Consider the following 25,801-nt stretch of genomic DNA (forward strand, 5'->3'; position numbering starts at 1 on the left):
GGCGACTGGTCAGCTGCTCCAGACCTTGGAGTTGCTCATCTCGGTGCTGACGTAGTTCTCGCGAGCGATGCCGACCGCGCCACCGATGTCGTTCAGGATCTTGTTGATGTCCCGGACGGCGGTGTCCCACTGAGCCTGGTGCTGCTCGTAGGCGACCCGGTCCTCACCCTCCCACTGGAGCTTGGACAGCATCTGGCGGAGCGTGTCCAGCTTCTCGTCGATGGTCCGGGAGATGGCCAGCATCTGCTGGTTGCTGCTCTCGAGGACCGCGTAGTCAACCTTGATCGTCACGACTTCCTCCTCTGCTCCTGACGGCGGATCACGGGTTGAGGGCAGAGTGGAACTTGTCCAGCATCTGCTGCTGCTCTTCGTCGTTGACCTGGTGCGTCGTACCCGACTTGTCGAGCAGGTCGGCGATGTTGTCCATCGCCGTCAGCAACTTGGCGGTGTCCTCGTTCCAGCGCTGCATGAGCGACTGGAAGCCGGTGGACGCCTGGCCCTTCCACGCGATGGCCAGATCGTCGACCACGTTCCACAGCTTCTTCAGCTCGCCGTCGACCTCGCTGCGCGTGGACCGCACGTCACTCGCGGCGGTATGCAGAGTCGCAGCTTCGACCTCGAACGCCATGCTTCACACCCTTCCGTCATGTAGTGGCGGCGGATCTGCCGCGCCCTCCCCCGCGGCAAGGCGAATCACCCCACCGACGGACACTCCTATGAAGAACCGTAGCGGACCGGGACCAGCGCGCGCAGCCCTGGCCCCGATGCCGATCGATGGATCACAGTAGAGCAGGCCGTGACATCCAGGGCGTACCCGGTCAGGTCGGTAATCCGACCGGAGGCCCTCGGCCGTCAGGCCGGCTCGGACCAGGCGGTCTGGATCAACTGCTGACCGTCGCGCCGGCGCACCAGCGTGCCCCGTCCCGGCGGCTGCGGGCTGGGTCGCAGCGCGCCGAAGACGGCGCCCTCCTCCCGGTTGCCGGACATCAGCAGACCCGGGCTGTCGAGCTCACGCAGGCGTTGCAGCACCGGCTCGTAGAGGGCCCGGGCCACACCACCCACCCGACGGGTGATGATCAGGTGCAGCCCGATGTCCCGGGCCTGCGGCAACAGCTCGTGCAGGGCACTGAGCGGGTTGCTGCCGCCGGACGCCACCAGGTCGTAGTCGTCGACCAGGATGTAGAGGTCCGGCCCCTTCCACCAGCTGCGGTCACGCAGCTGCGCGGTCGTGACGTCCGGGCCCGGGAGCCGGTTGGACAGCGCGCTGCGGATCGACGCCAGGCCCTGCGCGAACACCTGGTTGGACGGCGCGTAGTCGAGCAGGTGGTCACCCTCCACCGCGCCGAGCAGACCCCGCCGGTAGTCCGCGATCACCAGCCGAGCCTGCGCCGGCGTGTAGCGCTCGGTGATCCCGCGGGCGATCAGCCGCAGCAGGTTCGTCTTGCCGCACTCGGCGTCGCCGAACACCGTCAGGTGCGGCTCGTTGGCCAGGTCGAGATAGACCGGGGCCAGCGCCGACTCGTTGACACCGATCGGCAGGCCGGGCGCCGAGCGGTCGATGATCCGGGCCAGCTCGTGCACCGGCAGCCGGCGCGGCAGCAGCCGCACCTTCGGCGCCGGACGGCCCGGCCAGTTCTCCGCCACGTGCCGGGCCAGCGCCGCCGACGCCTCGCTCAGGTCGTCAACGTCCCGCCGCCCGTCGATCCGCGAAACCGCCGCGAGGAAGTGCAGCTTCTCGCGGGTGAGACCGCGGCCCGGCGAGCCGACCGGGACGTTCTGCGCGGCCCGGCGGTCGATCTCCGACTCGGCCGCGTCGCCGAGCCGCAGCTCCAGCTTCGTGCCGAGCAGGTCCCGCATGTTGATGCGGATCTCCGCCCACCGCACCGCCGTGATCACCACGTGCACGCCGAAACCCAGCCCGCGGTTGGCCAGGTTGGTGATGGTCTGCTCCAGCTCCTCGTACTCCTGGCGCAGCGTGTTCCAACCGTCCACCACCAGGAAGACGTCGCCGAACGGGTCGTCCGCGAACTCGCCGGCGGCGCGCCGCCGGCGGTAGCTCGCCACCGAGTCGATGCCGTGCTGGGCGAAGCGGGCCTCCCGGTCGTCCAGCACGGCCACCACCTCGGCCACCGTGCGGCGGACCGCCTCGGTGTCCCGCCGGCCGGCCACACCGGACATGTGCGGCAGCCCCTCCAGGCTGCGCAGCGCGCCGCCACCGAAGTCGAGGCAGAAGAACTGCGCCTCGCGCGGGGTGTGGGTGAGCGCGAGCGAGGCCAGCAGCGACCGCAGCAGGGTGCTCTTGCCGCTCAGCGAGGCGCCGACGATCACCACGTTGCCGCCCGCGCCCGCCAGGTCCACCATCATCGGGTCGCGCCGCTGCTCGTACGGGCGGTCGACGACACCGACCGGCACGGCCAGCCGACCCCGGCCTGCCCAGTTGGCGGTGCAGAGGCCGAAGCTCGGGTGCACGGCCAGCTGCGGCAGCAGCTCCCCCAGCCCCGGCGGCTCGGCCAGCGGCGGCAACCAGACCTGGTGCGCGGGACGACCCTGGCTCTTGAGCCGGTCGATGAGGACGTCGAGCATCGCCACGGCCTTGCCGTCGGCCGGCTGCTCCGGCTCCGGCGCGGTCTCCACGGGCAGCTGGGGCGTCCGCACCGGAACGAAGTCCACACCGTAGGGCACGATCCGCCGCTGCACCAGCGCCTGCGAGCGGGACACCTGCTGCCCCGGCGCCCGGTACGGCCCGGAGACGTACGCCGCCCGGAACCGCAGCATCGTGCTGGTGTCGGTCTTCAGGTAGCCGTGCCCCGGCGCGCTCGGCAGCTCGTACGCGTCCGGCACGCCGAGGACGATCCGGCTCTCGACCGCGGAGAACGTCCGCAGACCGATCCGGTACGACAGGTGGGTGTCCAGACCGCGCAGCTTGCCCTCCTCCAGCCGTTGGCTGGCCAGGAGCAGGTGCACGCCGAGCGACCGGCCCAGCCGGCCGATCATCACGAAGAGGTCGATGAAGTCCGGCTTCGCGGCGAGCAGCTCGCTGAACTCGTCGCAGATGATGAGCAGGCTGGGCATGGGCTCCAACGGCTCACCACCGGCCCGGGCCTTCTCGTACTCGTAGCGGGAGACGTAGTTGCCCGCCGCCCGCAGGACCTCCTGGCGCCGGTTCATCTCACCGGCCAGGGCGTCCCGCATGCGGTCGACCAGCGGCAGCTCGTCGGCCAGGTTCGTGATCACCGCGCTGGTGTGCGGCAGCGCCTCCAACGAGGCGAACGTCGCGCCACCCTTGAAGTCGACGAGAACGAAGTTGAGCTCCTCCGAGGAGTGGGTGACCGCCAGCGCGGCGACCACCGTGCGGAGCAGCTCGCTCTTGCCGGAGCCGGTCGCGCCGATCACCAGGCCGTGCGGGCCCATGCCCTCGTGCGCGGACTCCTTGAAGTCCAGCTCGACCACGTTGCCGTCCGGTCCCACGCCGAGCGGGATGCGCAGCCGGTCCCGGTGGCTGCGGGGCCGCCAGGTCTGCTGCACGTCCACCATGGCGGCGTCACCGACACCGAGCAGGTCGGGCAGCTCCATGCTGCGGGCCAGCGGCTCCTCGGAGGTGGTCTGCTGCTGCGAGAGCCGGTACGGGGCGATCTGCCGGGCCAGCCCCTCGGCGGCGGCGACGCTCAGCCGGTCCGGCCGGCCGAGACGGGACGTGGAGGCCCCGCGCACCAGCTCCAGGTTGGAGCCGTCGCCGGCGTCCAGGCAGAGCAGCCAGCGGCCGGCGTCCCGGGGAACGGTGCCGGAGAGGTCGATGATGGTGGCGCCGAGCAGGCCCGGGCCCATCAGCTGGCAGGTCGGCGAGACCTCACCGCCGTCGAGCACCACCACCAGGTGCGGTGCGGTCGTCAGCGGCTTCGCCTCCGGCGCGAACCGCGGCCGCCCGGCCAACTCGTCGGCGAGCGACTCCTCCGCCTCGGCCAGGCTCGCGAAGACGAGCCGGCGGGCGCCGGCGGCGTCGGTCCGCCCGGCGTGGTGCGCGTGCGGCAGCCACTTCACCCAGTTCCAGGTGTGTTGCCGGTCCGGCGCCGCGACCACGGCGATCACCAGGTCGTCCGGAGCGTGGAAGGTGGCGAGCTGCCCGAGGGCGGCCCGGGCGAGGTCGAGCACCGGCTCCCGGTCGCCGCGCAGCACGACCCGACTGAACGCGCGGACGGACAGGGCGGTGGGCAGGTCGGGCACGGTGGAGTGGGCGCGGACGAACCGGCGCAGCGCGATGGCGCTCATCGGCTCAAGGTCCTCGACCGGCTTGGTCTCCGGCGGCACGATCTCCACGGCCAGCCGCTGCGGGCCGAGGGCGATCCGGGTCTCGCCGAAGTCGTCCTCGGTGATCCGTCGCTCCCACAGCCGACGGGACGCGGCGATCGACCAGAGCGCGTCCGGCTCGGGGTGGCGCCACGCCATCGCCGCACGCTGCTGCTCCGCCGCGCGGCGGGTGCGCTTGCGCATCTGCGCGAGGTAGCGCATGTAGTCGCGGCGGTCGGCGTTCAGCTCCGCCTTGTCGTTGCCGCCGTTGCTCAGCGAACCGAGCGCCATTCCCAACATCGAGACGCCGAAGAGCCCACCGGCGATGTACGTCATCGTGCTGCCGCCACGGCCGGCGTAGAGGAACGCCATGGCGCCCACACCGCAGAACATCGGCAGGATCATCAGCAGCTGACCCATGCCCCGGGGCGTCGGTTCGGGCAGCTCGGGCGGGGACTCCAGCAGCACCTCGCCACGTGGTAACGCCGGCCCCGGCTGACGCGGCAGCCGGCGGAACACCACCGTGCTCACGCTGTCTCCTCCCCAGAAGCTGCGCTGACGAAGCTCCACGACGGGTCGGAACTCGTCGGGTGGGCATCGTATGTGGCTGCCATCGTAGGTAATCTCCCGTGGGCGTCGCGGACCCGCAGGGGCGACGTTCCCGGCCGGTGATCGTTCCAGAGCGCGAGGAGGCCTCAGTGGCGACGAAGACGGCAACCGGCGGCCTGAGTCGGATCACCATCGTGGCACCCCGCACCCGGATGGACCTCGCGCTGCCGTCCGATGTGCCCCTCGCCGACCTGCTGCCGACCCTGCTGCGCTACGCCGGGGAGGACCTGGCCGACGAGGGCGTACGCCACGGCGGCTGGAGCCTCGCCCGGCTCGGCGGGCAGCCGCTCGACGGTGGGCGTACGGTCGCGCAGCTCGGCGTCCGCGACGGCGAGGTCCTCTACTTCAACCCGCGGGCGGCGGCCGCGCCCGAGGTCGTCTTCGACGACGTGGTGGACGCCGTCGCGACCGCCACCAACCAGCGGCCCGGCGCGTGGCAGGTCGGCACCACGCGGTCCTTCGCGGTGCTGTTCGCGGCGGCGGCGCTCGGCGCCGGCGCGGTGGCCGCGCTCTTCGCCGGGCCGCCGCAGCTGCCCGGCGCGCTGGCGGCCCTCCTCGTCGCGGTGGCGCTGCTGGTCAGCGCCGCGGTGCTGTCCCGCGCCGCGGGCGACAGCCGGACCGGCGCGGTGCTGGCCACGGTCGGCCTCGGCTACGCGGCGGTCGGTGGCCTGCTGCTCCTCGCCGGCGACCGGGGGCTCACCGAGCTGGCCAGCCCGCACGTCCTGATCGCCGCGACCGCGGTGGTGCTCTTCGCGGCGGTGGCGGCGCTCGCCGTCGGCGACCGGCTGCCGCTGTTCTTCGGCGCGGTCGCGGTCGGCGTGGCGACCGGGCTCGGCGCCGTGCTGTGCCTGGCCTTCGGCATCAGCGCCACGGCCGCCGCGGCGGTCGTGGCCGCGATCGCCTTCGCCGCGGTCCCGGCGCTGCCGATGGCCGCGTACCGCCTGGCGCGGCTGCCCGTCCCGTCCATCCCGACCGGCCCGGACGACCTCAAGACGGACAGCGAATCGGTGGACGGCCGGCGCGTCCTGCAGCTCAGCGAGCGTGCCGACGAGTTCCTCACCGGTCTGCTGTGGACGGTGTCACTGGTGGTGCTGGGCGCGCAGGTCCTGCTGGCCCTCAACGGCCGGCTGCCGGCGGTGCTGCTCTGCCTGGCGCTGGCCCTGCTGTCGCTGCTGCGGGCCCGGCCGTTCCTCGGCCGCTCGCAGCGGACGCCCGTGCTCCTCACCGGGACCGTTGGTCTCGGCCTGACCGCGGCCGCCACCTTCGCCCACGGCGGGACGCCGATGCGACTCGGCGTGATCGTGGGCGGCCTGGTGCTGGCCGCCGTGGTCAGCCTGATCTACGGCCTGACCGTGGCCGGCAAGCACATCTCGCCGGTCTGGGGGCGGCTGCTGGACATCGCGGAGATCCTGCTGATCGTCGCGCTGGTGCCGCTCGCGGTGTGGGTGCTCGGCCTCTACGGCTGGATCGTCAACCTGCGGCCCTGACCGGCCCGTCCCCGCCCAGCGGCGCCGCCGCCGGGGTGGCCGCCCACACGCCCGGCCCATGCTGGCCGTCCAGCGGGCGGCCGGGCGTGCCGCACCGGCGCGCGACGTCCCGGACGACCTTCACCAGCGCCTCCACGTGGTTGTCCATCGCGGCGACCCGCAGCAGCGGGGCGGCGGGACGGCCGCCGGGCGGGACGGTCACCGCGACCGTGTGCGAGGGCGCCGACGTGGTGGTCACCGCGTCCACGAGAGTTCCGAGCGGCGCCTCCGGCCGCGCCCGCAGGGTCAGGCAGCGGTGCGTCCAGCCGCCGCCCCGCAGGCCGGTCCAGATCTCCGCGGGCGGGTCCGGCGTCAGGTCCAGGCCCGCCGCCGAGACCACCGCGGCACGCAACTCGTCGCGGCCCAGCGCCCGGTGCGGCAGCCCGGCGGCGTTCAGCGCCTTGCCGAGCCGGCCCACGCCCGCCGCGAGGGTGCGGTGCACACCGGCCATCCCCCCGCCGCGCGCCACCGTCTCCGTCCGGGCGTCCCGCACCGAGAGCCGCAGCGCCACCCAGACCGTACGGTGCGCCGCCGGCGGGGACCCCGGCGCCGGGTACCAGACCATGGTGTGCGAGACCACCTGCGCGCAGGTCACCGGCCCGTTGAACTCGCTGAGCACCCGCACCGCCCGGTCCACCGAGGCGGACTCCACCGAACCGGCCGGGGCGCCCGAGCGGCCGTACAGGGCGACGGCGGCGAACCAGCCGTGGTCGTCCTGGCCGATGCCGAGACGGGTGCCCCGGTCGGTCAGCTCGATGATGGACAGTTCGGGGGCGAGCGACGCCAACCGGGGCTCGCTCCCGCCACCGCCGGCGAGGGCGGCCCGGGCCCGCTCCCGGCGCTCGCGCAGCCGGCGGCGCAACAGCAGGTCCTCGTACCACCACCGGCCGCCGCGCCGGGCGAACGCGGCGAGCAGGACGACCAGCGTCACCGCACCGACCGCGCCGACCACCCAGGCCGGGCCACCCAGCGCGGCCCAGACGGCGACCGCGCAGAGTTCCACGAGGACGAGCTGACCGACCACGAGCGGGCCGACCCGGCCACGTCTGCGCCGGACGGGGGCCGCGACCGGCCGGCCCGGCGCACCGGACGGATCCGTGGCCGTACGCGTGGGTGGCGCCTGAACCTGCGTCATGGGTGACTGTCCCTCCTGCACGGTGCGGCTTCCCGCCACGTCGGTACGCTGCCGGTCGCGGGCGCGGGCCCGACGATCCACCGACGGCCCCTTATCGTAGGGAAGCCCGCGACAGGAGCCGGACCTGATCGTCGCGGATCCACCCCGCCGGAGGTAAGTCATGCGGACCCGCCGCGATCAGGTGCAGGCGTACCGCTTCGTCACCCGCCGCATCGTCTCGGCGCTGCTGTCGGGTGACCCGGAGACCAGCAACCTGCCGATGCGACGCCTCGGCATGGCGGTCGTCGGCAGCGTCATCGCCGCCGCCGTGGTGCTCGGCGGCGCCGGCGCGTACGGGCAGTTCACCGGCAACACCGCCCCGCTGGAGCCGGACACGCTGGTGATCGAGCGGGAGACCGGAGCGACGTACGTCTTCGTCGACGGCCAGCTCTACCCGACGCTCAACTACGCGTCGGCCCGGCTCGCGCTGGACAAGGCCGACCCCGAGGTCCGGACGATGTCACAGGCCTCGATCCGGGAGCGGCCACGTGGTCGCACCATCGGCATCGTCGGCGCCCCCGACGCCCTGCCCGACCGCAAGTCGCTCGCCGGGCTGCCCTGGTCGGTCTGCGACGTGCCCGACCCGGCCGACCCGCGCCGGACGAGCACCCGTCTGGTGATCGACCGTCCGCTGCCCGGCGGCACCCCGCTGGGCGACCGGGCCGTGCTGGTCACCGTCGACGGCCAGCGCCACCTGCTCACCGGCGACGCCCGCCTGCAACTGGTCGGCGACAACCGGGCGGCCGCGCTGCGGATGGCGAACGCTCCCCTGCTCACGGTCGGCCAGCAACTGCTCAACGCGGTGCCCGCCGGTCCGGCCCTGCGGGAGCCGGCGCTTCCGGGGATGAACGAGGCGAGCCCGGTGTCGGTCGCCGGCCAGGCGGGCCGGGTCGGCCAGGTCTACCGGGCCGCCGGCCAGCACTACGTGCTGACCCGGGAGGGCCTGGCCTCGATCGGCGAGGTCAGCGCGCTGCTGCTGCTGCGCGAGGGCGGCGACGTCACCGACATCACGCCGGACCAGGCCGGGCAGGTCCTCACCGATCAGCGGGTGGACACCGGGATGCCGCGGGCGCTGCCCACTCTCTACCCGGTGCGCGAGGGTCAGACGGTGCTCTGCGCGACCTACCGGGCGGGCGCGGGGGGCGGTCCGCCGGTGACCACCATCGAGGTGTTCGACCGGGCTCCGACCGAGCTGAGCGGGGCCGGTTCCGGTCCGCTGCCGGTCCGGCAGAGCGCGCGCGACGCCGTACGCACGGCCGAGCAGGTGCTGCTCCCCGGTGGCAAGGGGGTGCTGGTCCAGGCCGCCCCGGGCTCCGGCGAGAGCGGCACCGGGGCGGCCGGCACCACCGTCTACCTGATCAGCGCCCAGGGCATCCGCTACCCGCTCGGCACCCGCTCGGGGGACGCGCGGGCCGCGCTGGGCTACGGCGGGGTCACGCCGCTCGCCGTGCCCGGGTCCCTGCTCGCCCTCGTCCCCGCCGGGCCCACTCTGGAGCGTGCCGACGCGTTCGCGGTCTTCGAGCCGAACCTGCCGGCCTCCGCGCCGGCGCCGGTGGAGCCACCTCCGGCGTCACCGAGCAACTCGCCGTCGCCCGGCGGCAGCGGTGCGCCGAGCAGCCCGTCGGGCACCGAGGGCTCGACGCCGGAATCGCCGGACGCCGGTGAGACGTCGTCCGGCACGTCGTCGGAGGGCTGAGTCGGCCCGCGGACGGCGGGTCGCCCAGGTCGCTGCCGTCGACTAACCTGAAAGCGGCCAACGGTTGTCGATTACCACCACGGGGATGTTGCCATGACCGGGCGCACGGAAGTCGATCTGCTGTCCCTTGAGGACTTCCAATCGCGGTTGGCCGACCGGCTGACCCAGGCCGAGTCGGTGTTGCGCAAGCTCAACACCGAGATGCAGTGCAGCCCTCCGGCGTTGGGCTCGTTCCACGACGCGACCAGCAACGCCCGCCGTTACTCGGAGATCCACCAGTCCTACGCGGATCAGGCCGAGCGGCTGCGGCAGGCGATCACGGCGGCACAGAAGGCCACCAGCACGATCCTCGCCAACTACCGCACCGCCGAGGCGCGCAACGCCGCCAGCGCGGCCGACATCGCGGCGGCGCTCAACGGGGTCGACGAGGCGCTGAAGCCGGAGGAGGGGCGGCGTGTCTGAATACACCCAGCGCTACGAGGGTTCGAGCCACCAGGAGCTCTACGACGCCGTGATGGCCGGCAGCCCGGAGCAGATCGACGGGGTTGCCGCCCAGTGGTCGTCGGCCAAGGGCATCCTCGACGGCCTCGGTCGCGACCTCGCGAGCGATCTGGAGAAGCTCGCCAACACCTGGACGGGCTCGGCCGGGCAGGAGTTCCAGCGGCGCCTGACGCTGGTCGTCGACTATGCGGGCACCCTCGGCGAGGGCACGGCCGACGTGACGCAGGCCCTCACCATGATGGCGGGCCAGCTGCGCACCGCGCAGAAGCAGGCGGAGAGCCCGGAGGAGACCGACGACCACGACAAGGCCGTCTCCGGCGCGGTGAAGGGCTCCGTCTTCGGTCTGCCGGGTGCCGTGGTCGGCGGTCTGATGGGCCACCAGCAGGACAAGGAAGAGCAGGAGAAGGCCCACCAGCGCATGGTCAACGTGGTGGCCGAGCTGGCCGCCGGCTACGACCTGTCCGCCTACGGTCGGGTCGTCACGCCCCCGCCGCCGCACCCCGACACCCCGGGCACCGTCGACGACGGCCGGGCGACCACGCGTGGCGGCCCGCACTCCACCACGCCGGGCTCCATCCCGGGCAGCAGCGGCCTCGACCCCCACACGGGTGGTGCGACGGTGGTGACGCCGGACCGGGTCGCCGCCGGACCGGACGGCGGCCGCGGTGGCGCGACCGACCCGACCGGCCCCACCGGAACGACCCCCGGCACCGGCCACGTCGACCCCGACGGCGGCACCTCGCTCTCCGGGGCCGACCCGCTCACGGGTGGTGGGCTGGTGCCGGGCACCGGCCAGGGCGGGCTCGGGCTCACCGGTCCGGGCACCGGAGCCGCGAGTGCCGGCTCGGGCGCGGGGCTGCTCATCGGCGCGGCCGGTGGCACGGCGGCCGGCGGCCTGCTCGGCACCGGCGCCCTGGCCAGCTCCGCGGGCAGCTCCTCCACTCCTACCGTCCGCCCGACCGGTGGTGTCGGCACGGAGACCCGGGCCGCCACCGGCGTGGGGCGGAGCATGGACGGGCGACGTGCCGAGGGCGGCGACCGGGCGGCAGCGTCGTCCCGGGGCCGGGGCGCCGGGGTGAACCGGCCGGGAGTGCTCGGCGGGCGCGGCGGCCAGCACGACGACGACGAGAACGACGAGCGTCTGACCTGGCTGACCGAGGACGAGATGGTCTGGCAGGACGGCCGGGCGGCCCCACCTCCGGTGCTCGGCAGCGGCGACTGAGCGCGCCGGCCGCACCGGAGCGTCCGGCCCGCGGCCCACGTCGACCGGCGGTGGCCCACCCGATGATGCGGGTGGGCCACCGCCGTTTCGCGTCCCGCTCCCTCACCCGGCACCGGCCCGGACGCCGCCGAGGGTCCACAGTGCATGGTGTGGCCCTGGTCACGTTCCCGATACGGTCCGCGCCGCTGCAACCTCGCAGAACGGGCGATAGGTTGGGGATGTGCTGCCCGTAGCGTCCGCCCCGTCCGTCTGGCGGGCCACGCTGCGCTCCGTGCGCGAGATGACCCGTCTGGCGGTGACCGCGCTGGCGCTGGCCGTCGGTCTGGCCGGTGCCGCCACGGTGCCCGGCGCGCCGTTGCCGGCCCCGGTCGCCGAGCTGCGGCCGAGCGCCGTGAGCAGCCACGCCGACGCGCTGCGGTCGGAGACCGCGACGGCCGTCGAGCGCGCCGCCGAGGCGACCACCCCCACGCACCGCCCGATCCGGCACCTCGCCACCGCCCCGTCCGGCGCCGTGGTCGACGCCTCGGGCGCCGCTCCCGTCCCCGATCCGGGGCGGAGCACCACGGGCCGACGCGGCCCCCCGCTGGCCTGATCCGGCGGTCCTCCGAGAGCCGACCCAGGTCGGCCGCACCGGACCGGCCGTCCGCAGCCCGCCCACTCACGGCCGCGATTCGCGCGTCCACCGTCGGTGAGGTCGGCGCCGTTCCGGTGTCGGCCCGCACCGAGCGGCACGCCGCACCGGCCAGGGCCCCTGTCGTCCACTCCCGACATCCTGACCGCGAGGTGCAGATGATGCAGACCGTCCTCTCCGCCGTCCTGCCCGACGTGCCCCGGGCCGCCGTGATCTGGCTGAGCCTGCTCGCCGTGGTGGTCGTCACCATCGCCGCGCTGCTGCTGCGACCGGGACGGCTCGGCAGCGACGCCGGCGCCCGGATCAGGCGCGCCGCCATGCCGAGCCAGCTCGAGTTCGCCGAGGAGGAGCGGGAACGGACCCGCTACGCGCAGGAGGTCGCGGTCGCCGCGGAGCGGGCCACCGCCACCGCACAGCGCCGCCGGACGGAGTGGCTGGCGGCGCAGGAGGAGGCCGAGACGGCCTGGCGGGTGTACGAGGCCGCCGAGGCGGACGTACGCCGCCTGGCCGCCGCCGCGGCGATGCCGCTGCCGACCAGCGGCCGAAGCCCGGCCGAGTACGCCGAGCGCGAGCGGTACCTGCACCGGGCCGCGCTGGACGCGTACTGGCGGCGTGAGCTGTCGGTGGAGCAGCTCAGTGACGTCTTCGCGCACCGGGGCGGCTGGGATCCACGGCGGCACCCGGTGGAGCAGGAGCTGTTCCTTCGGCGGGCGGTACGCGACAACCTGTTCGCCCGCCAGCAGGCCGCCCGCGAGCGGGAGCAGGCCGCGTGGCGCTCCGCCGAGCTGGCCGTGGCGTCGGCCCGCAGCCTGCGGGAGGAGGCGTTCGCGGCGACCGGCCGTCGGGTCGAGGAGTCGTCGGGCGTGCTGCCGCTGGGCGAGATCGCCCGGCCGGTGGAGCAGCCGACCCGGGAGAACCCGACGGTGGCGCGCGGCCGGGCGGCCGTGCTCGCACACTGACCGGGCGGCTCGGCGGCGGGCCGCGGTCGCCCGCCTGGGTTAGCGTGACCCCATGTCCCGGGAGGCGTGGATCCTCGTCGTGCTCGGCGGCGTCGTGGTGGTGGCGACGCTCGTCGGTGCCGTGCTGCTGGCGGTGCGGGTGGTCCGCGCCCGGCGCCTGCTCACCTCGCTCGGCGCCGGCGGCAAGGTGGCCTTCTACGGCGCCTTGATCTACACGATCTTCCCCGTCGACCTGCTGCCCGATCCGATCTACCTCGACGACATGGGTGTCCTGGCCGGCGCGTTGATCTACCTCACCCGGCTCGCCCACCGGCACCGCGCGACCACCCGGCGGCTCCCCGACCAGCCGGACGCCCCGCCCGGTGCCGGTCGCACCCGCCGCCCCGTGCCATGATCCGCCGGACGGACGACGGAGGACGCGATGCCGGGCAACTGGGACGTACGTGACGAACGGGTCGTGAAGTTCTGCCGGGAGCGGCGGCTGGCGACCCTCACCACGCTGCGGCCGGACGGTACCCCGCACGTGGTGCCCGTCGGGGTGACCCTCGACCCGGAGGCGGGGCTGGCTCGCGTCATCACCTCCGGCACCTCCCGCAAGGCCCGCCAGGTGGCCGCAGCCGGTCCCGCGGGCGCCCCGGTGGCCGTCTGTCAGGTCGACGGACGGCACTGGCTCACCATCGAGGGGCGCGCGGTCGTCCGGTCGGACCGGGCGGCCGTGGCCGAGGCGGAGCACCGGTACGCCCAGCGCTACCGCACCCCGCGCCCCAACCCGGACCGGGTCGTCATCGAGATCAGCGTCACCCGGCTGTTGGGCAGCCTGTGAGGTCCCGCGCCACCTGAGCGGGCCGTCCCGATCCGGGACGCGAACGGCCCGTAGGGGGCCGGAATCGGGCCGCCGAGCGCCGGAATGCCGGCGGCACCAGGGCCGTTACATCCCCGGTACGCCCCGTGACGCAGCAGCGCTCGCGGGTCGTTCGCTGGATGAGCCGAGCGCCTTTCCTGGTGCACCGCGCCTCCGCCGGAGGCGCCGACCCCCCGAATGGAGCCCGACCCATGAATCCGATCCTGCACAAGAGTGGTCTCTCCGTCGCCGGTCTGCTGGTCGCCGGCGGGTGCGTGCTGGGCCCGACGGTGGCCGCGCAGGCCGCCCCGGTCCAGACCGGCCCGGTGCCGTCCACCCAGACCGACAAGGGCGCCAAGCACGACCCGCGGGCCGAGCGGAGCCTCGGCGTCGACTACCAGGCGCAGCCGAACTTCTACTACTGCGGTCCGGCCGCGACCCGGATGGCGCTCTCCGCGCAGGGCAAGATGCTCTCCCAGGACGACGTCGCCGCGCTGCTCGGGACCACCGAGGCCGGCACCCCGTCGGCCCTGGACACCACCCGGGTGCTCAACGAGCTGACCGGCGGCCGGTACAAGACCACCGAGATCCGTGACTCGATGGCCAAGCCGGAGCAGGTCGCGCAGCTGCGTACCGACGTGCTGAACGCGGTGGACGCCGGTCGCCCGGTGGTGGCCAACATCAAGGGCACCGCCGTGGACACCGACGGCAACCCGCACTCGTACGAGGGCGGCCACTACGTGACCCTGATCGGCTACCGCGACGGCGGGGACACCATCCAGATCGCCGACCCGGCCAACCCGGCCAACGGTGAGTACTGGATGCCCCTGGCCAAGGTGGCCAACTGGATCGCCGAGCGCGGCTACTCCGCCTGACGTAGTCGCCTCACCGGGCCGGGCTCCCTCTCCGGGGGTGCCCGGCCCGTCTGCCGTTACGGGCCCGCTCGGCCCGGCGGCGTACGGTCGCCCGCCGCGCCGAGCGAGGGTCCCGGCCGGTTCCGTCGGCGGAGATGTTCCGCAGGCCCGCCCGGTGGAGCCGGCGGTGCACGGGCGGGCGGATCGCCGCCTCACCCGCGCCGGCCGCGGTCCGCACCAGCCGGTTGGCCTCGTCCGCCTCGTAGCCGGTGGCCCGGATCAGGTCGCTGGACGCGGCCCGCAGATCGGTGACCAGGGCGTCGCCGAACGCCCGCAGACCGTGCCCCCACGCGCGGCCGGCGAGGTCGGCCGCCTCCAGCGTGATCGCCTTCGTCTCGTTGAACTTCGTGTCCTTGCGACAGTCGATGTGCAGCGCCCGGACCGCCGCACCGAGCCGGTTCATGGCGGCGGGCAGCTCCTCGGGGATGGGTTCGCCGTACTGGATGGCGGTCGACGACCACCGGGCCAGCAACCGGACGCCGAGCGCGAACCGCTCCAGGTGGGTCACGCCCCGCGCGTACCGGTGGAACTGCGCCCGGCGGTGCCAGCGGGCCGGCGCCAGCGTGACCACCTCGTCGGCGCCGCTGAGCGCCTCGTTCAGCCGGCCGATGTCCGCCTCCAGGCCGCGCAGCCGTTCCAGCGCCGCGATCGCCCGCTGGGCGTCCCGCGCCCGCAGGGAGGCCGCGACCTCCTCCAACTGGTGGGTGACGATCTCGAAGATCGGTGCGGCCGCCCGGTCCAGCACCCGGATCGGGTTCACCGGCACCAGCAGCGCGACGACCAGCAGGCCGATCCCGCTGCCCACGATCGCGTCGAGGATCCGGGGCACCTCCAGCCCGCGGTCCATCGGGGCGAGCGTGGAGATCAGCACGGCCGTACCGCCCGCCTGACCGACCAGCGCCCCGCCCCGGCCCGCCACCAGCAGCGCGGTGGCGATCGCGAGGCCGACCACCATCCCGGTCTGCCAGGGCCCGGTTCCCAGGGCGAAGCGCAGCAGGTCACCGATGATGATGCCGAGTCCGACCCCGGCGAGCAGTTCGAAGGTACGCCGTGCCCGTTGGCCGATGGCGCTGGCGATGGTGGCCACGGCGGCGGCGGGGGCGAAGACGTGGGCGCCGGGGCCGAGCAGATGCTGGGCGAGCAGCGCGGCGAGTGCCGCGGCCAGCCCCGACTGCACCGCGATCACGAGGGTGATCTCCAGTTGACGCAGCCGTATCTTGCCCGCCTCGCCGCCCCGGTGCCGGGCCAGCGCCACGCGCGCACCGCCCCGCTCGGTCATGGCGCCGAACGGTGACCGCGCGGGCGCGGCGGCGGGACGGTCGTCGGCCATGGCGGCGGTTACCCCGCCCCCGGCCGGTGAATCGTCGCCCGTGCCGGGCGGTTCGTGCCGGGCACGCCGGAGGGCGAAGGCCCCCCGCACGGGGCCCGGACAGCTTCGACAGAACTCCCGGGCCACCGGCGTGCGGTGGCCCGGGAGGTCCCGCCGTCAGCGCACCTGGTCGCCCTCGCCGGTACGCGACTGCGCGCGGTCGATGCCCTTGTCGATCTGGTCCTTGTACTTCCCACCGGTGCGCCGGTTGGCCATGTCGCCCGCCTTCCGCACCGCCTGGTCGACCTGCTTCTCGTGCTTGTTGGCGAAGTCCTTTGCCTTGTCCATGAAGTCGCGCACGGCGTCCTCCTCGAGTCGGCTGAACCGGGGGCGTTCCCGCCGGCCGGAGACCACAAACCGGTCCTGCTCCGATCAGGCGGCGAGGTGGCGGGCGAACCAGTCGGTGGCGTCGTCGGCGACCTGCTCCAGGGTGCCGGGTTCCTCGAAGAGGTGGGTCGCCCCGGGCACCACGCGCAGCTCGACCTGCCCGGGCAGGTCGTCGCGCGCCTGTTCGTTGAGGGTGATCACCTGCTCGTCCAGACCGCCGACCAGCAGCAGCGTCGGCGCGCGTACGGCGGCGAGCGCGGCACCGGCCAGGTCCGGTCGACCGCCCCGAGACACCACGGCGCGCACCTGCTCGGGCCGGGCCGACGCGCTGACCAGGGCCGCGGCGGCACCGGTGCTGGCACCGAAGAGGCCGATCGGGAGCTGCCGCGTGGACGGCTCGGCCCCCAGCCAGTCGACGATGCCGGACAGCCGGTCGGCGAGGAAGGGGATGTCGAAGCGGAGTTCGGCGGTGCGCGAGTCCAACACGTCCTCGGCCGGGGTGAGCAGGTCCACCAGCACGGTGCCGAGGGCCTGCCCGTTGAGCACCCGGGCGACCGCCGTGTTGCGGGGACTGTGCCGGGAGCTGCCGCTGCCGTGCGCGAACAGCACCACTCCGACCGGATCGGCGGGGAGGACCAGATCGGCCACGAGCCGCACCTGACCGACCGGGATCGTCACCTCGCTGGTCCGTACGTCCATGTCCGTGGCCTCCCACCCGGCCGGCCCGGTTGCCGGCCGGGTGTCGATTACCCCACCCGGGCACCGTCACGCGTGCGCTGTCCGGACCGGCACCGAGCCGGGCGGGGCGTGCGGGCCGGGCGTTTGTCGGTGGGCGGGTCGGGTAGGCGACGAGGGACCGCAGACCGTGTCGGCGCCTCTGGCGCCCCGAACGGATCGCGAGGATCACCATGGCCCAGCAGCGGCAGACGTCCCGGCAGCAGCAGGCATCCCGGCAGCAGCAGGCATCCCGGCAGCAGCAGAGGTCCGAGGAGGAGGGTCGGCTCCGGTCGGCCGAGCGCAACAAGGACTGGGCGGACAACGCCGCGCACGCGCGTACCGCCGACGATCCCCGGGCGGTGGCACCGAAGGACGCCACGGGTCACCCGTCGACCGGTGAGCGCTTCACCTGAGTGACGCGTCCGACGGCCGGGGCAGGGACCTCCCGCCCCGGCCGCGTACGTCGGCGGGCCCGTTCACTGCTCGTTCTGCGGCAGCCGGAGCAGCGGGCCCCGGCCGGGTGGCTGCTCCGGCGCCGGCCCGGAGGGGTGCGCGGGTGGCACCGGCACGGTCACCGGCTCGTCGCAGGTGACCCGGATCGTCTCGCCGTGGTGCCGCAGCTCCACCACGTCGTCCTGATCGGCGTGGCGCAGCGCGTACGTCGTCTGGTGCGGCCGGACGTCCACCCGCAGCCGCCGCCCACGCCACTGGAGGGAGAACTCCAGGCGGCTGAGCCGGCTGGACAGCCGAGGCGAGAACGACAGCGTGCCGTCGTGGTCCCGCAGGCCGCCGAACCCGGCGACCAGCGCGATCCAGGCGCCGGCCAGGGAGGCCATGTGCACCCCGTCGCGGGTGTTCTCGTTCAGGTCGTGCAGGTCCATGAGGGCGGCCTCGCGCAGGTAGCTGTGCCCCAGCTCCGGGTGGCCGACCTCGCAGGCGAGCACCGCCTGGGTGCAGGCCGACAGCGAGGAGTCGCGTACGGTGCGGCGCTCGTAGTAGAGGAAGTTGCGCAGCTTCTCCGCGTCGGTGAACGCGTCGCCCCGCCAGTGCATGGCGAGCACCAGGTCGGCCTGCTTGACGACCTGCTTGCGGTACAGGTCGAAGTACGGGTAGTGCAGCAGCAGCGGGTACTTCTCCGGTGGGGTGTGCAGGAAGTCCCACTCCTGGAGCCGGGTGAACCCCTCCACCTGCTGGTGGACGTCGATCTCCTCGTCGTACGGGACGGACATGGACATCGCCGCGTCCCGCCAGCCCGCCGCCTCCTCGTCGGTGACGCCGAGGTGGAGCGCCTCGTCGCGGTAGCGCCCCACCACCTCGGCGGCGGTGAGGAGGTTCCGCTGAGCCATGAGGTTGGTGTAGATGTTGTCGTTCTTGACCGCCGTGTACTCGTCCGGACCGGTGACCCCGTCGATGTGGAAGACGCCGTGCCGGTCGTGGTGGCCGAGCGACCGCCACAGCCGGGCCGTCTCGACCAGCAACTCCAGCCCGATCTCCCGCTCCAACTGCTCGTCGCCGGTGGCGAGGACGTAGCGGCGCAGCGCGTCGGCGACGTCCGCCGCGATGTGGAACGCCGCCGTGCCCGCCGGCCAGTAGCCGGACGACTCGGGGCCCTCGATCGTCCGCCACGGGAACGCCGCGCCCTCCAGGTTCAGCGTCTCGGCCCGCTCCCGGGCCTGCTCCAGGGTGGCGTGCCGCCAGTAGAGCGCGTTGCGTACCGCGTCCGGCTGGGTGTACGTGAGCACCGGCAGCACGAACATCTCGGTGTCCCAGAACGCGTGCCCGTCGTACCCGGGCCCGGTGAGGCCCTTCGCGGAGATCGGCCGGCGTTCGGCGCGGGCACCGGCCTGGAGCACGTGGAACAGCCCGAACCGGACGGCCTGCTGGACCTCCGGGTCACCCTCGACCCGCACGTCGGCCGCGTCCCAGAACTCGTCGAGGTAGCCGCGCTGCTCGCGGCAGAGCCCGTCCCAGCCGTCGAGCCGGGCGGCGGCGAGCGCCGCGCCGACCTGGTCCCGCAGGGCCGGCAGGGAGCGACGGCTGGACCAGCCGTACGTCAGGTATTTGATCACCCGCAGCTTCTCGCCCGGCTTGAGGACACAGCCGACGGTGGTGCGGACCCAGTCCTCGTAGCCCTCGGACTCGACGGTGACGTGCTCCGGCCCGCGCACCTCGTGGTCCATCGCGGCGGCCACCCGCAGCCCGGAGACCTTGGTCCGGTGGATCAGCAGCCCACCGTCGTCGGTGGTCAGCTCCTCCTCGGCCTGCAGCGGCGATTCGAGCACCGCCGCCACCCGCGGGTCGCGGCTCTGCGCGGGCAGCGACTCGTTGGCCACCAGCTCCGACTGGACGATCAGCCGCAGCGGGCCGTCGACCGCCTCCACCTCGTAGTTGATCGCCGCCACCGCGCGCTGGGTGAACGACACCAGTCGGGTGCTGCGGACCTTGACCTCCCGGCCGGCCGGCGAACGCCAGTGCAGCTCCCGGTGCAGGGTGCCGGCGCGCATGTCGAGGATCCGCTCGTGGGACAGCAGCTCGCCGTAGCGGACGTCCAGCGGCTCGTCGTCCACCATCAGACGGATCAGCTTGCCGTTGGTCACGTTGACGATGGTCTGGCCGGACTCGGGGAAGCCGTACCCGGCCTCGGCGTAGGGCAGCGGGCGCAGCTCGTAGAACGAGTTCAGGTAGGTGCCCGGCAGGCCGTGCGGCTCACCCTCGTCGAGATTGCCGCGCAGGCCCACGTGCCCGTTGGAGAGCGCGAAGACGGACTCGGACTGCGCCAGCACGTCGGTGTCCAGCCGGGTCTCCCGTACGTGCCACGGCTCGACGGGATAGGCCCGTTCCCTGATCATGCGCCGTGCCCCTCGTCGAGCAGGTCGGCGAGGTCGGTGACCACCACGTCGGCGCCGTGGGTGAGCAGCTCGTCCGCCTGTCCCACCCGGTCGACCCCGACCACGTAGCCGAAGCGCCCGGCCCGACCAGCCTCGACCCCCGACAGCGCGTCCTCGAAGACCGCCGCCTGGGCCGGGTCGACGCCGAGCAACCGCGCACCGGTCAGGAAGGTGTCCGGGTAGGGCTTGCCGCGCAGCTGGTCGGCGCGGGCGACCAGCCCGTCCACCCGGACCTCCAGCAGCGACTCCAGCCCGGCGGCGGCGACCACCTCCCGACCGTTGGCGCTCGCCGTCACCACGGCGCGGCGCAGCCCGGCGGCGGCGACCGCCTTCAGGTACGCCACCGAGCCCGGATAGACATCGACGCCCTGGGTGCGCAGGCGCTCCAGCAGCAGCACATTCTTGCGGTTGCCGATGCCGTTCACCGTCTCCGCGTCGGGCGGGTCGTCCGGGTGCCCCTCGGGCAGCACGATCCCCCGGGAGGCGAGGAACGTGCGGACCCCGTCGGCGCGCGGCCGACCGTCGACGTACCGGTTGTAGTCGGGGCCGGGGTCGAACGGCCGGTAGGGCTCGCCGGAGGCCGCGGCACGCTGCCGCAGGTACGCGTCGAACGTCTCCGTCCACGCGGCGTTGTGCACGCGGGCGGTCTGCGTCAGCACGCCGTCCAGGTCGAAGAGGCAGGCGGTCACGTGAGCAGGTAGGCCCAGCACGGTACGAATCTATCCACCCGATCGGGCGGACAAACCCTTTTCCGCCCGGCCGGGCTCACTGGGGACGCAACGTCCAGATCACCGTCATCGCCGACGTCGGCGTGCCGTCGTCGGTCGAAATCTCCACCTCGACCGGGAACTCCGGCCGCCGGCCCGCCGCCAACTCGGCGGCAACCTCCGCCGGCGTGCGGCCCAACCGGGCCGTCGCGCGCACCGCCCCGAGGGCCAGTTTGTGGTACGCGATGTCGGCCCGGACGGCCAACGGCACCGCGCGGTCGAGCAGGTGCCCGAAGGCGGCCAGCACGACGGCTCCGGACGCCGTCTCACCGAGGGTGAACATGGCGCCGGCGTGGGGGCCGCCGACGTGGTTGTGGGTGGCCGGGGAGTCGGGCAGCCGGACGACCGCCCGGACCCCACCCTCGGCCTCCGGGGCGATCTCGACGAACTCGAAGCCGAGCGTACGGGCGAACGGAACGGCTTCGAGCATTCCGGCCGCCACCTGGCGAGAGTCGATGGACATGCCGTGACGCTACTCGCCGGTAATTTGCCTGGACAAGGGGTGTGTGACGACCGCCTGACAGCGGACCGGGGCGGCCGCCCGTCAACTCGGGACGGGCGGCCGGTCGCGCTCGGGTCGGGTCAGAGGTTGGCGATGGTCCGGAGGATCTCCGCGTAGAAGTTGCCGTCGATGCTGCGGAACAGCGCGAAGTCCTGCCCCGGGTCGCCGAAGAACGGACGCAGCGTCCAGGCGAGCTGGGTGCCGACGAAACCGAAGAGCAGGATCCAGATGTAGAGCAGGGTCATGCTGGTCGGTCGCTGACCCGGGTCGTCGTGCCGGTTCGGCGGCGTGGCCCAGGGGCGCTGCCCGGCCGGGTAGCCGCCCCGGTACGGGCCGGTCACGTGCGCGCCCACCAGTGCCGGCACGTGCTGCGCGGGCACCGGGGCCGCGACCGCGGCGGCGGGAGCCGGTGCGGTCGCGTCAGCGGTGGCGGGAGCCGGTGCGGTCGCGTCAGCGGTGGCGGCGGCCGGAGTGGCCGGGGCCGCTCCCGCCGCGACCGGGGCGGCGCCGTTCGCGGTCGCGCCGACCGGCACGGCCGCCGGTTCGGCCGCCGGCACCGTGCTCGCCGCCGGCGCGGCCACGGCCGCCGGGGCCACGGTAGCCGGGGCGGCGGACGACGTCGCCGGGGAGAGCAGGCCGTGCTGGTTGAGCACCTGCATGCCACCGGTGAGGAAGCGCAGCCCGACGATCGCCGAGAGGGTCAGGATCGCCACGTTCAGCAGCTTGAAGAAGCCGTAGTCGGGTGCGGTGATCAGGAAGAAGAGGCTGATCGGGGCGAACGCCACGGCCAGCATCGCGGTGACCGTGATCGCGACCATGACCAGCGCCAGCGACTGGCGTACCGAGAGACGGGCTCCGAAGACCAGGTTGAACAGGTAGAGCGTGGGCAGGCAGATCGCCAACGTGATGAGGAAGAGCAGCGGAAGCTTGATCGCGGAGGTCAGTGCCATGAGGACGCTGTGGAACGCGCCCAGCACCGCGCCGTAGCAGGCCAGCGCGATCGCCGAACTGGTCAGCATGCGGACGGTGAGCGCGTTCAGGTCGCGCTCCGCCACGATCTGCTGCCAGATGCCTTCCCGGTCACGCAGGATGCGCTCGATGACGAGCGGGTTGGAGCGGTCACCCGACACGGGCGCACCCTCTTTCGTCAGATCTCGATGAATGTCGCGCCACGGTAGGACACCGGGCGGATCAGCGCCACCCCACGTCGATGCGGTCGCCGCGCTCGTCGAAGAAGTGCAGCGCGTCCATGCGTACCCGCACGGAGAGCGCATGCCCGGCGGCGACGGCCGGGTACGGGGCGAGCCGTACGGCCAGCTCGGCCGGGCGCCGGTGGTGTCGGCCGGGGTCGGGCAACACGCTGGTCCGTACGCCGGTCGCCTCCGGCTCCGGCGCGTCCACCGGGCGGCCGGTCAACCGCTGCATCACCTGGCCGAAGCGGCGCAGCCCGCGCTGGCCGGTGTCCAGCGGGTCGGCCCGGCTGCCCATCTCGTCCACCACGACGGCCGTCGCGCCGATGTCGAGGAACGCGAGCGACTCGTGACCGTGGTGTTCCAGGTAGCGGATCCGGCCGTGCAGCACGTCGCCGGGGCTGTCCGGGCTGACCGGGGTGAGCGCCTCGGCCCGCATGCCGACCACGATCCGCTCGCCGTGGTAGTGCGCGACCGCCCGGCTGCGAATGTCGTCCCAGGGCAGGTAGAGCGCCTGCTCGCCGAGGGTGAGCGTCACGTACCGGTCGAGGTGGACGTAGACCGACGCCTCCAGCAGGTTCATCCGGGGGCTGCCGAGGAACGCGGCCACGTAGAGCGTCGCCGGTCGGCCGTACACCTGGGTGGGGGTACCCACGTCCTGGAGCACGCCCTTGCGCATGATCGCGACCCGGTCGGCCATGGTGAGCGCCTCGGCCTGGTCGTGGGTGACGTAGATGGTGGTGACGCCCAGCTCGCGGGTCAGGCCGGAGATCTCGGCGCGCAGCTCGGCGCGCAGGCCGCTGTCCAGGTTGGAGAGGGGCTCGTCCATCAGGAAGAGCCCGGGCCGGCGGACGATCGCCCGGCCCATCGCCACCCGCTGGCGCTGCCCGCCGGAGAGCTGGCTGGGCCGGCGGGCCAGCACGTCTCCGATGCCCAAGGCGCTGGCCACGTCACTGACCCGTTCCCCGCGCGGCGTCGGCTCCACCCCGGCCAGCCGCAGCGGGAAGGCGATGTTGTCGCCGACGGTCATGTGCGGGTAGAGCGCGAAGTCCTGGAAGACCATGGCGATCTTCCGGTCGCGCGGGGGCAGGTCGTTGGCCAGCTCGCCGTCGAGCAGGACGGCGCCGTGGGTCGGGTCCTCCAGCCCGGCGACCATCCGCAGCACGGTCGACTTGCCGCACCCGGAGGGGCCGAGCAGCACCATGAACTCGCCGTCGGTGACGTCGAGGTTGATGGTGTCGACGGCGACCGTGCCGTCCCTGAAGACCTTGGTGACATCCTTGAGCGCGACGGTGGTCACCGTCACCTCCCCCAGCTCGTCGGGCCGAACCCCCGAATGACTGTGACCAAGGTCATGGCGCCAGCACATCGGGTAAACGTGCCATGTTCGGGCAGTGACGAGTCTGTTACCCGCCATCGAGCGGTGGCTATGCCGACGACAGGGCCCGCCAGCAGCCCGGGAGGACGGTCAGCAGCCGGGACGCGGCGGTGGACGCTCGCCGAGGAAGACCTGTCGGACCACCCGCTCGGCCGCGTGCCCGTCGTCCAGCCCGCAGAAGCGGGCCCGGAACTGTTCGCGCGTCTTCGCGGCCGCGTCCGACCGGTACTCGCCGGAGCGGAACAGGTCGAGCAGGTCGTGGAACGTCATCGCCACCGCGCCGGGCGGCTCCCGGGTCACGTCGAAGTAGACGCCCCGGGCCAGCCGGTACGCCTCCCAGTCGGGCGTGTACAGGACGATGGGCCGGTCCAGCACGGCGTAGTCGAACATCGCCGACGAGTAGTCGGTGACCAGTGCGTCCGCGACCAGGTAGAGGTCCTCCACCCGCTGGAGGGAGCTGACGTCGAGGATCCGCTCCCGTTCCAGCGTCGGGCCGGGGCGACGGTCCCGGTCGTGGAAGTAGTGGCTGCGCATCAGCAGCCGGCCGGTGGGGCCGAGCGCGTCGAGGAACAGCTCCGGGTCGAACGGCGGCCGGTAGTTGCGCAGGTGCTCGCGGTGCGTCGGCGCGTACAGGACCACCTTCTCGGCGAGGCCGATGCCGAGGTCGGCGCGCAGCCGCAGCACCTCCTCGGTCGTCGCGGTGACCAGCCGGTCGTTGCGCGGGTAGCCGACCTCCAGCGTGGTGTACGTGGCCGGGTAGGCGCGGTCCCACATCTGGGTGGAGAAGCTGTTCGAGCTGATGCTGTAGTCCCAGCGGTCCACCCGCCGCAGCAGGCCACCGAAGTCCATCCGCCCCGCGCCGATCGGGTAGCGCTGCTGGTCGAGCCCCATCACCTTGACCGGTGTGCCGTGGTGCGTCTGCACGTGGACGGTGCCGGGGCGTTTGCGGACGAAGTCCGGGAAGTTCACGTTGTTGATCAGCCAGCGCGCCCGGGCGAGCACCCGGTAGTAGGCGGGCGTGCCGGCTACGACGTACTCGACGCCGGGTGGGACCGCGGCCACCCGGTCCCGCCGGACGATCCACACCCCACGGATCTGCGGCGCCAACCGGCGGGCGGCCTCGTGGATGGCGGCGGGGTTGCAGGAGTAGCCCCGGTACCAGTACGCCGCGTAGACGGCGAGCGACGGGTCCACCGGGCGGCGCAGCTCGGCCCGGTAGTACTCGCGGAGCAGCACGTCCCGGGCCCGGCGTACGTTGCGGCGGGCCACCGGCGTGACCCGGCGTCGGGCGATCCGCGCCGAGCGCCGCGCCGTGTCCCGGGCGCGGTTGGCGGCGCGCAGCGCGCTGAACGTACGCCATTTGCCGGTGGCCACCAGGCGGTGCTTGAGCCCCTCCACCCCGTCGGGCGCGGGGTAGCCGCCGGGCGGCAGCCAGCGGGCGTAATCGGCGGTGATCTGTGCGAAGAACGCGGGCCGCAGCTCCGGGGCGATCCGCTGGCCGTTGCCGAGCACGGTGAGGTAGTGCCAGATCATCCGCTCGAAGACCGCCGGGCGCAGCTCGTCGACCGCCGGGCCCCAGTCGTCCATGAGGTGGAACACCCGGTGCCACTGCGGGAACACCTCGAAGTGCCGGTCCCCCCGCGTGCGCGTGATCGCGCCGGCCCGGCGCTGCCGGTAGTTGACGCACACCCGGTCCAGGACGCCGATCCGCTTTGCGGCCATCAGGGCCGGATAGCTGAACGACACGTCCTCGTACCAGCCGGGGGCGAAGCGAAGCCCGAGGTCGACCAGGAACTGCCGGCGGACCACCCGGTTCCAGGCGGTGTGCAGCAGGCGCATCACCTCGGGCCGGTCACGGAGCCGGAAGGTGCCCTCGCCCGGGGGCGTCGGGAACACCTCGCGCATGGCGCTGCGGGTCGCGGTGTCGTTCCAGTGCACCCGGACGTGGTCGACGAGCAGCACGTCGGGTCGCGTGGTCCGCAACCGCTCCGCCACCTCGGGCAGGCAGTCGGGGGCCAGCCAGTCGTCGGCGTCGACGAACCAGACGTACTCCCCGGTGGCCCGGTCCAGCCCGATGTTGCGGGCCGGACCGAGCCCCACGTTCTCCGTCAGCCGGACCGCCTGGACCCGCTGGTCACGCGCCGCGTACTCGGTGATGATCTCGCCGCTGCCGTCCGGCGAGCAGTCGTCGACGGCGATCACCTCGAGGTCGTCGACGGGCTGACCGAGGATCGAGTCCAGGCACTCGCGCAGGTAGCCCTGCACGCGGTAGGCCGGTACGACGAAGCTGATCAAGGTCATCCGGC

Annotated in this window: 23 protein-coding genes; 10 read left to right on the forward strand and 13 right to left on the reverse strand. The window is 73.6% G+C overall.

The features are described from left to right. Nucleotides 1–9: 9 nt before the first annotated feature. The 3 genes from GA0070620_RS19535 to eccCa all read right to left on the reverse strand — a co-directional run bounded on the left by GA0070620_RS19535 (nucleotide 10) and on the right by eccCa (nucleotide 4,815). A complete protein-coding gene (locus tag GA0070620_RS19535; RefSeq protein WP_091592955.1) occupies nucleotides 10–291 on the reverse strand; it encodes a WXG100 family type VII secretion target in 282 nt (93 codons plus the stop codon). Between the two features lie 28 nt (nucleotides 292–319). Then, complete coding sequence (locus GA0070620_RS19540; protein WP_091592956.1) at nucleotides 320–628, reverse strand: WXG100 family type VII secretion target; 309 nt, start codon at nucleotides 626–628, stop codon at nucleotides 320–322. Between the two features lie 224 nt (nucleotides 629–852). Beyond that, entirely contained in the window at nucleotides 853–4,815 is a 3,963-nt protein-coding gene (eccCa, locus tag GA0070620_RS19545; RefSeq protein WP_091592959.1) for a type VII secretion protein EccCa, read from the reverse strand. Nucleotides 4,816–4,982: 167 nt separating this feature from the next. Between eccCa and eccD the strand changes: the two genes are divergently transcribed. After that, nucleotides 4,983–6,380, forward strand: a complete 1,398-nt coding sequence (gene eccD / locus GA0070620_RS19550; protein WP_091592961.1) for a type VII secretion integral membrane protein EccD — start codon at nucleotides 4,983–4,985, stop codon at nucleotides 6,378–6,380. On the opposite strand, the gene GA0070620_RS19555 is transcribed toward eccD, so the two are convergent. Continuing rightward, nucleotides 6,364–7,554 (reverse strand): type VII secretion protein EccE, encoded by a 1,191-nt coding sequence (locus tag GA0070620_RS19555; protein WP_091592963.1) that lies wholly within the window; start codon nucleotides 7,552–7,554, stop codon nucleotides 6,364–6,366. The two genes, eccD and GA0070620_RS19555, sit on opposite strands and share 17 nt — an antisense overlap. Nucleotides 7,555–7,714: 160 nt before the next feature. On the opposite strand from GA0070620_RS19555, the gene eccB reads away from it, so the two are divergent. The 8 genes from eccB to GA0070620_RS19595 all read left to right on the forward strand — a co-directional run bounded on the left by eccB (nucleotide 7,715) and on the right by GA0070620_RS19595 (nucleotide 14,318). Next, the gene (gene eccB, locus GA0070620_RS19560; RefSeq protein ID WP_091592965.1) at nucleotides 7,715–9,289 is read left to right on the forward strand and encodes a type VII secretion protein EccB; all 1,575 of its coding nucleotides are present in this window, start codon (nucleotides 7,715–7,717) and stop codon (nucleotides 9,287–9,289) included. Between the two features lie 93 nt (nucleotides 9,290–9,382). Next, complete coding sequence (locus tag GA0070620_RS19565; RefSeq protein WP_091592967.1) at nucleotides 9,383–9,751, forward strand: hypothetical protein; 369 nt, start codon at nucleotides 9,383–9,385, stop codon at nucleotides 9,749–9,751. Next, complete coding sequence (locus tag GA0070620_RS19570; RefSeq protein WP_091592969.1) at nucleotides 9,744–11,012, forward strand: WXG100 family type VII secretion target; 1,269 nt, start codon at nucleotides 9,744–9,746, stop codon at nucleotides 11,010–11,012. Before GA0070620_RS19565 ends, GA0070620_RS19570 begins: the two co-directional genes overlap by 8 nt. 271 nt (nucleotides 11,013–11,283) lie before the next feature. Next, nucleotides 11,284–11,604, forward strand: coding sequence for a hypothetical protein (locus tag GA0070620_RS19575; protein WP_157741675.1), 321 nt, complete (start codon nucleotides 11,284–11,286; stop codon nucleotides 11,602–11,604). Nucleotides 11,605–11,801: 197 nt separating this feature from the next. After that, the gene (locus tag GA0070620_RS19580) at nucleotides 11,802–12,602 is read left to right on the forward strand and encodes a hypothetical protein (RefSeq protein WP_231922444.1); all 801 of its coding nucleotides are present in this window, start codon (nucleotides 11,802–11,804) and stop codon (nucleotides 12,600–12,602) included. A 52-nt stretch (nucleotides 12,603–12,654) separates the two neighbouring features. Next, nucleotides 12,655–12,996, forward strand: coding sequence for a YkvA family protein (locus GA0070620_RS19585; RefSeq protein WP_091592973.1), 342 nt, complete (start codon nucleotides 12,655–12,657; stop codon nucleotides 12,994–12,996). A 27-nt stretch (nucleotides 12,997–13,023) separates the two neighbouring features. Beyond that, nucleotides 13,024–13,425, forward strand: coding sequence for a pyridoxamine 5'-phosphate oxidase family protein (locus GA0070620_RS19590; RefSeq protein ID WP_091592975.1), 402 nt, complete (start codon nucleotides 13,024–13,026; stop codon nucleotides 13,423–13,425). Between the two features lie 230 nt (nucleotides 13,426–13,655). After that, the gene (locus GA0070620_RS19595) at nucleotides 13,656–14,318 is read left to right on the forward strand and encodes a C39 family peptidase (RefSeq protein ID WP_091592978.1); all 663 of its coding nucleotides are present in this window, start codon (nucleotides 13,656–13,658) and stop codon (nucleotides 14,316–14,318) included. A 10-nt stretch (nucleotides 14,319–14,328) separates the two neighbouring features. On the opposite strand, the gene GA0070620_RS19600 is transcribed toward GA0070620_RS19595, so the two are convergent. The 3 genes from GA0070620_RS19600 to GA0070620_RS19610 form a co-directional block, all read right to left on the reverse strand. After that, on the reverse strand, nucleotides 14,329–15,636 hold the full coding sequence (locus GA0070620_RS19600; RefSeq protein ID WP_231921863.1) for an FUSC family protein: 1,308 nt from the start codon (nucleotides 15,634–15,636) through the stop codon (nucleotides 14,329–14,331). A 207-nt stretch (nucleotides 15,637–15,843) separates the two neighbouring features. Beyond that, nucleotides 15,844–16,026, reverse strand: a complete 183-nt coding sequence (locus GA0070620_RS19605; protein ID WP_091599034.1) for an antitoxin — start codon at nucleotides 16,024–16,026, stop codon at nucleotides 15,844–15,846. A gap of 72 nt (nucleotides 16,027–16,098) precedes the next feature. After that, on the reverse strand, nucleotides 16,099–16,752 hold the full coding sequence (locus tag GA0070620_RS19610; RefSeq protein ID WP_091592982.1) for a dienelactone hydrolase family protein: 654 nt from the start codon (nucleotides 16,750–16,752) through the stop codon (nucleotides 16,099–16,101). Nucleotides 16,753–16,961: 209 nt separating this feature from the next. Here GA0070620_RS19610 and GA0070620_RS19615 point away from each other — a divergent pair, with 209 nt between their 5' ends. Continuing rightward, on the forward strand, nucleotides 16,962–17,183 hold the full coding sequence (locus tag GA0070620_RS19615) for a hypothetical protein (protein WP_091592984.1): 222 nt from the start codon (nucleotides 16,962–16,964) through the stop codon (nucleotides 17,181–17,183). Between the two features lie 63 nt (nucleotides 17,184–17,246). Here the strand turns inward: GA0070620_RS19615 and GA0070620_RS19620 are convergent, their stop codons facing one another. The 6 genes from GA0070620_RS19620 to GA0070620_RS19645 all read right to left on the reverse strand — a co-directional run bounded on the left by GA0070620_RS19620 (nucleotide 17,247) and on the right by GA0070620_RS19645 (nucleotide 25,796). After that, nucleotides 17,247–19,619: a glycoside hydrolase family 65 protein gene (locus tag GA0070620_RS19620; protein ID WP_091592987.1), complete on the reverse strand. Its 2,373-nt coding sequence runs from the start codon at nucleotides 19,617–19,619 to the stop codon at nucleotides 17,247–17,249. Then, nucleotides 19,616–20,368 (reverse strand): HAD family hydrolase, encoded by a 753-nt coding sequence (locus GA0070620_RS19625; RefSeq protein WP_091592988.1) that lies wholly within the window; start codon nucleotides 20,366–20,368, stop codon nucleotides 19,616–19,618. The genes GA0070620_RS19620 and GA0070620_RS19625 overlap by 4 nt, the downstream gene beginning before the upstream one ends. A gap of 55 nt (nucleotides 20,369–20,423) precedes the next feature. After that, nucleotides 20,424–20,888 (reverse strand): DUF4442 domain-containing protein, encoded by a 465-nt coding sequence (locus GA0070620_RS19630; RefSeq protein WP_091592990.1) that lies wholly within the window; start codon nucleotides 20,886–20,888, stop codon nucleotides 20,424–20,426. Nucleotides 20,889–21,007: 119 nt separating this feature from the next. Continuing rightward, nucleotides 21,008–22,057, reverse strand: coding sequence for a hypothetical protein (locus tag GA0070620_RS33255; protein ID WP_091592993.1), 1,050 nt, complete (start codon nucleotides 22,055–22,057; stop codon nucleotides 21,008–21,010). Nucleotides 22,058–22,118: 61 nt separating this feature from the next. Next, on the reverse strand, nucleotides 22,119–23,417 hold the full coding sequence (locus GA0070620_RS19640) for an ABC transporter ATP-binding protein (RefSeq protein WP_091599037.1): 1,299 nt from the start codon (nucleotides 23,415–23,417) through the stop codon (nucleotides 22,119–22,121). A 168-nt stretch (nucleotides 23,418–23,585) separates the two neighbouring features. Continuing rightward, nucleotides 23,586–25,796, reverse strand: a complete 2,211-nt coding sequence (locus tag GA0070620_RS19645; protein WP_091592995.1) for a bifunctional glycosyltransferase/CDP-glycerol:glycerophosphate glycerophosphotransferase — start codon at nucleotides 25,794–25,796, stop codon at nucleotides 23,586–23,588. Between the last annotated feature and the right edge of the window lie 5 nt (nucleotides 25,797–25,801).

Source organism: Micromonospora krabiensis (genome assembly GCF_900091425.1).
Classification (GTDB): domain Bacteria; phylum Actinomycetota; class Actinomycetes; order Mycobacteriales; family Micromonosporaceae; genus Micromonospora; species Micromonospora krabiensis.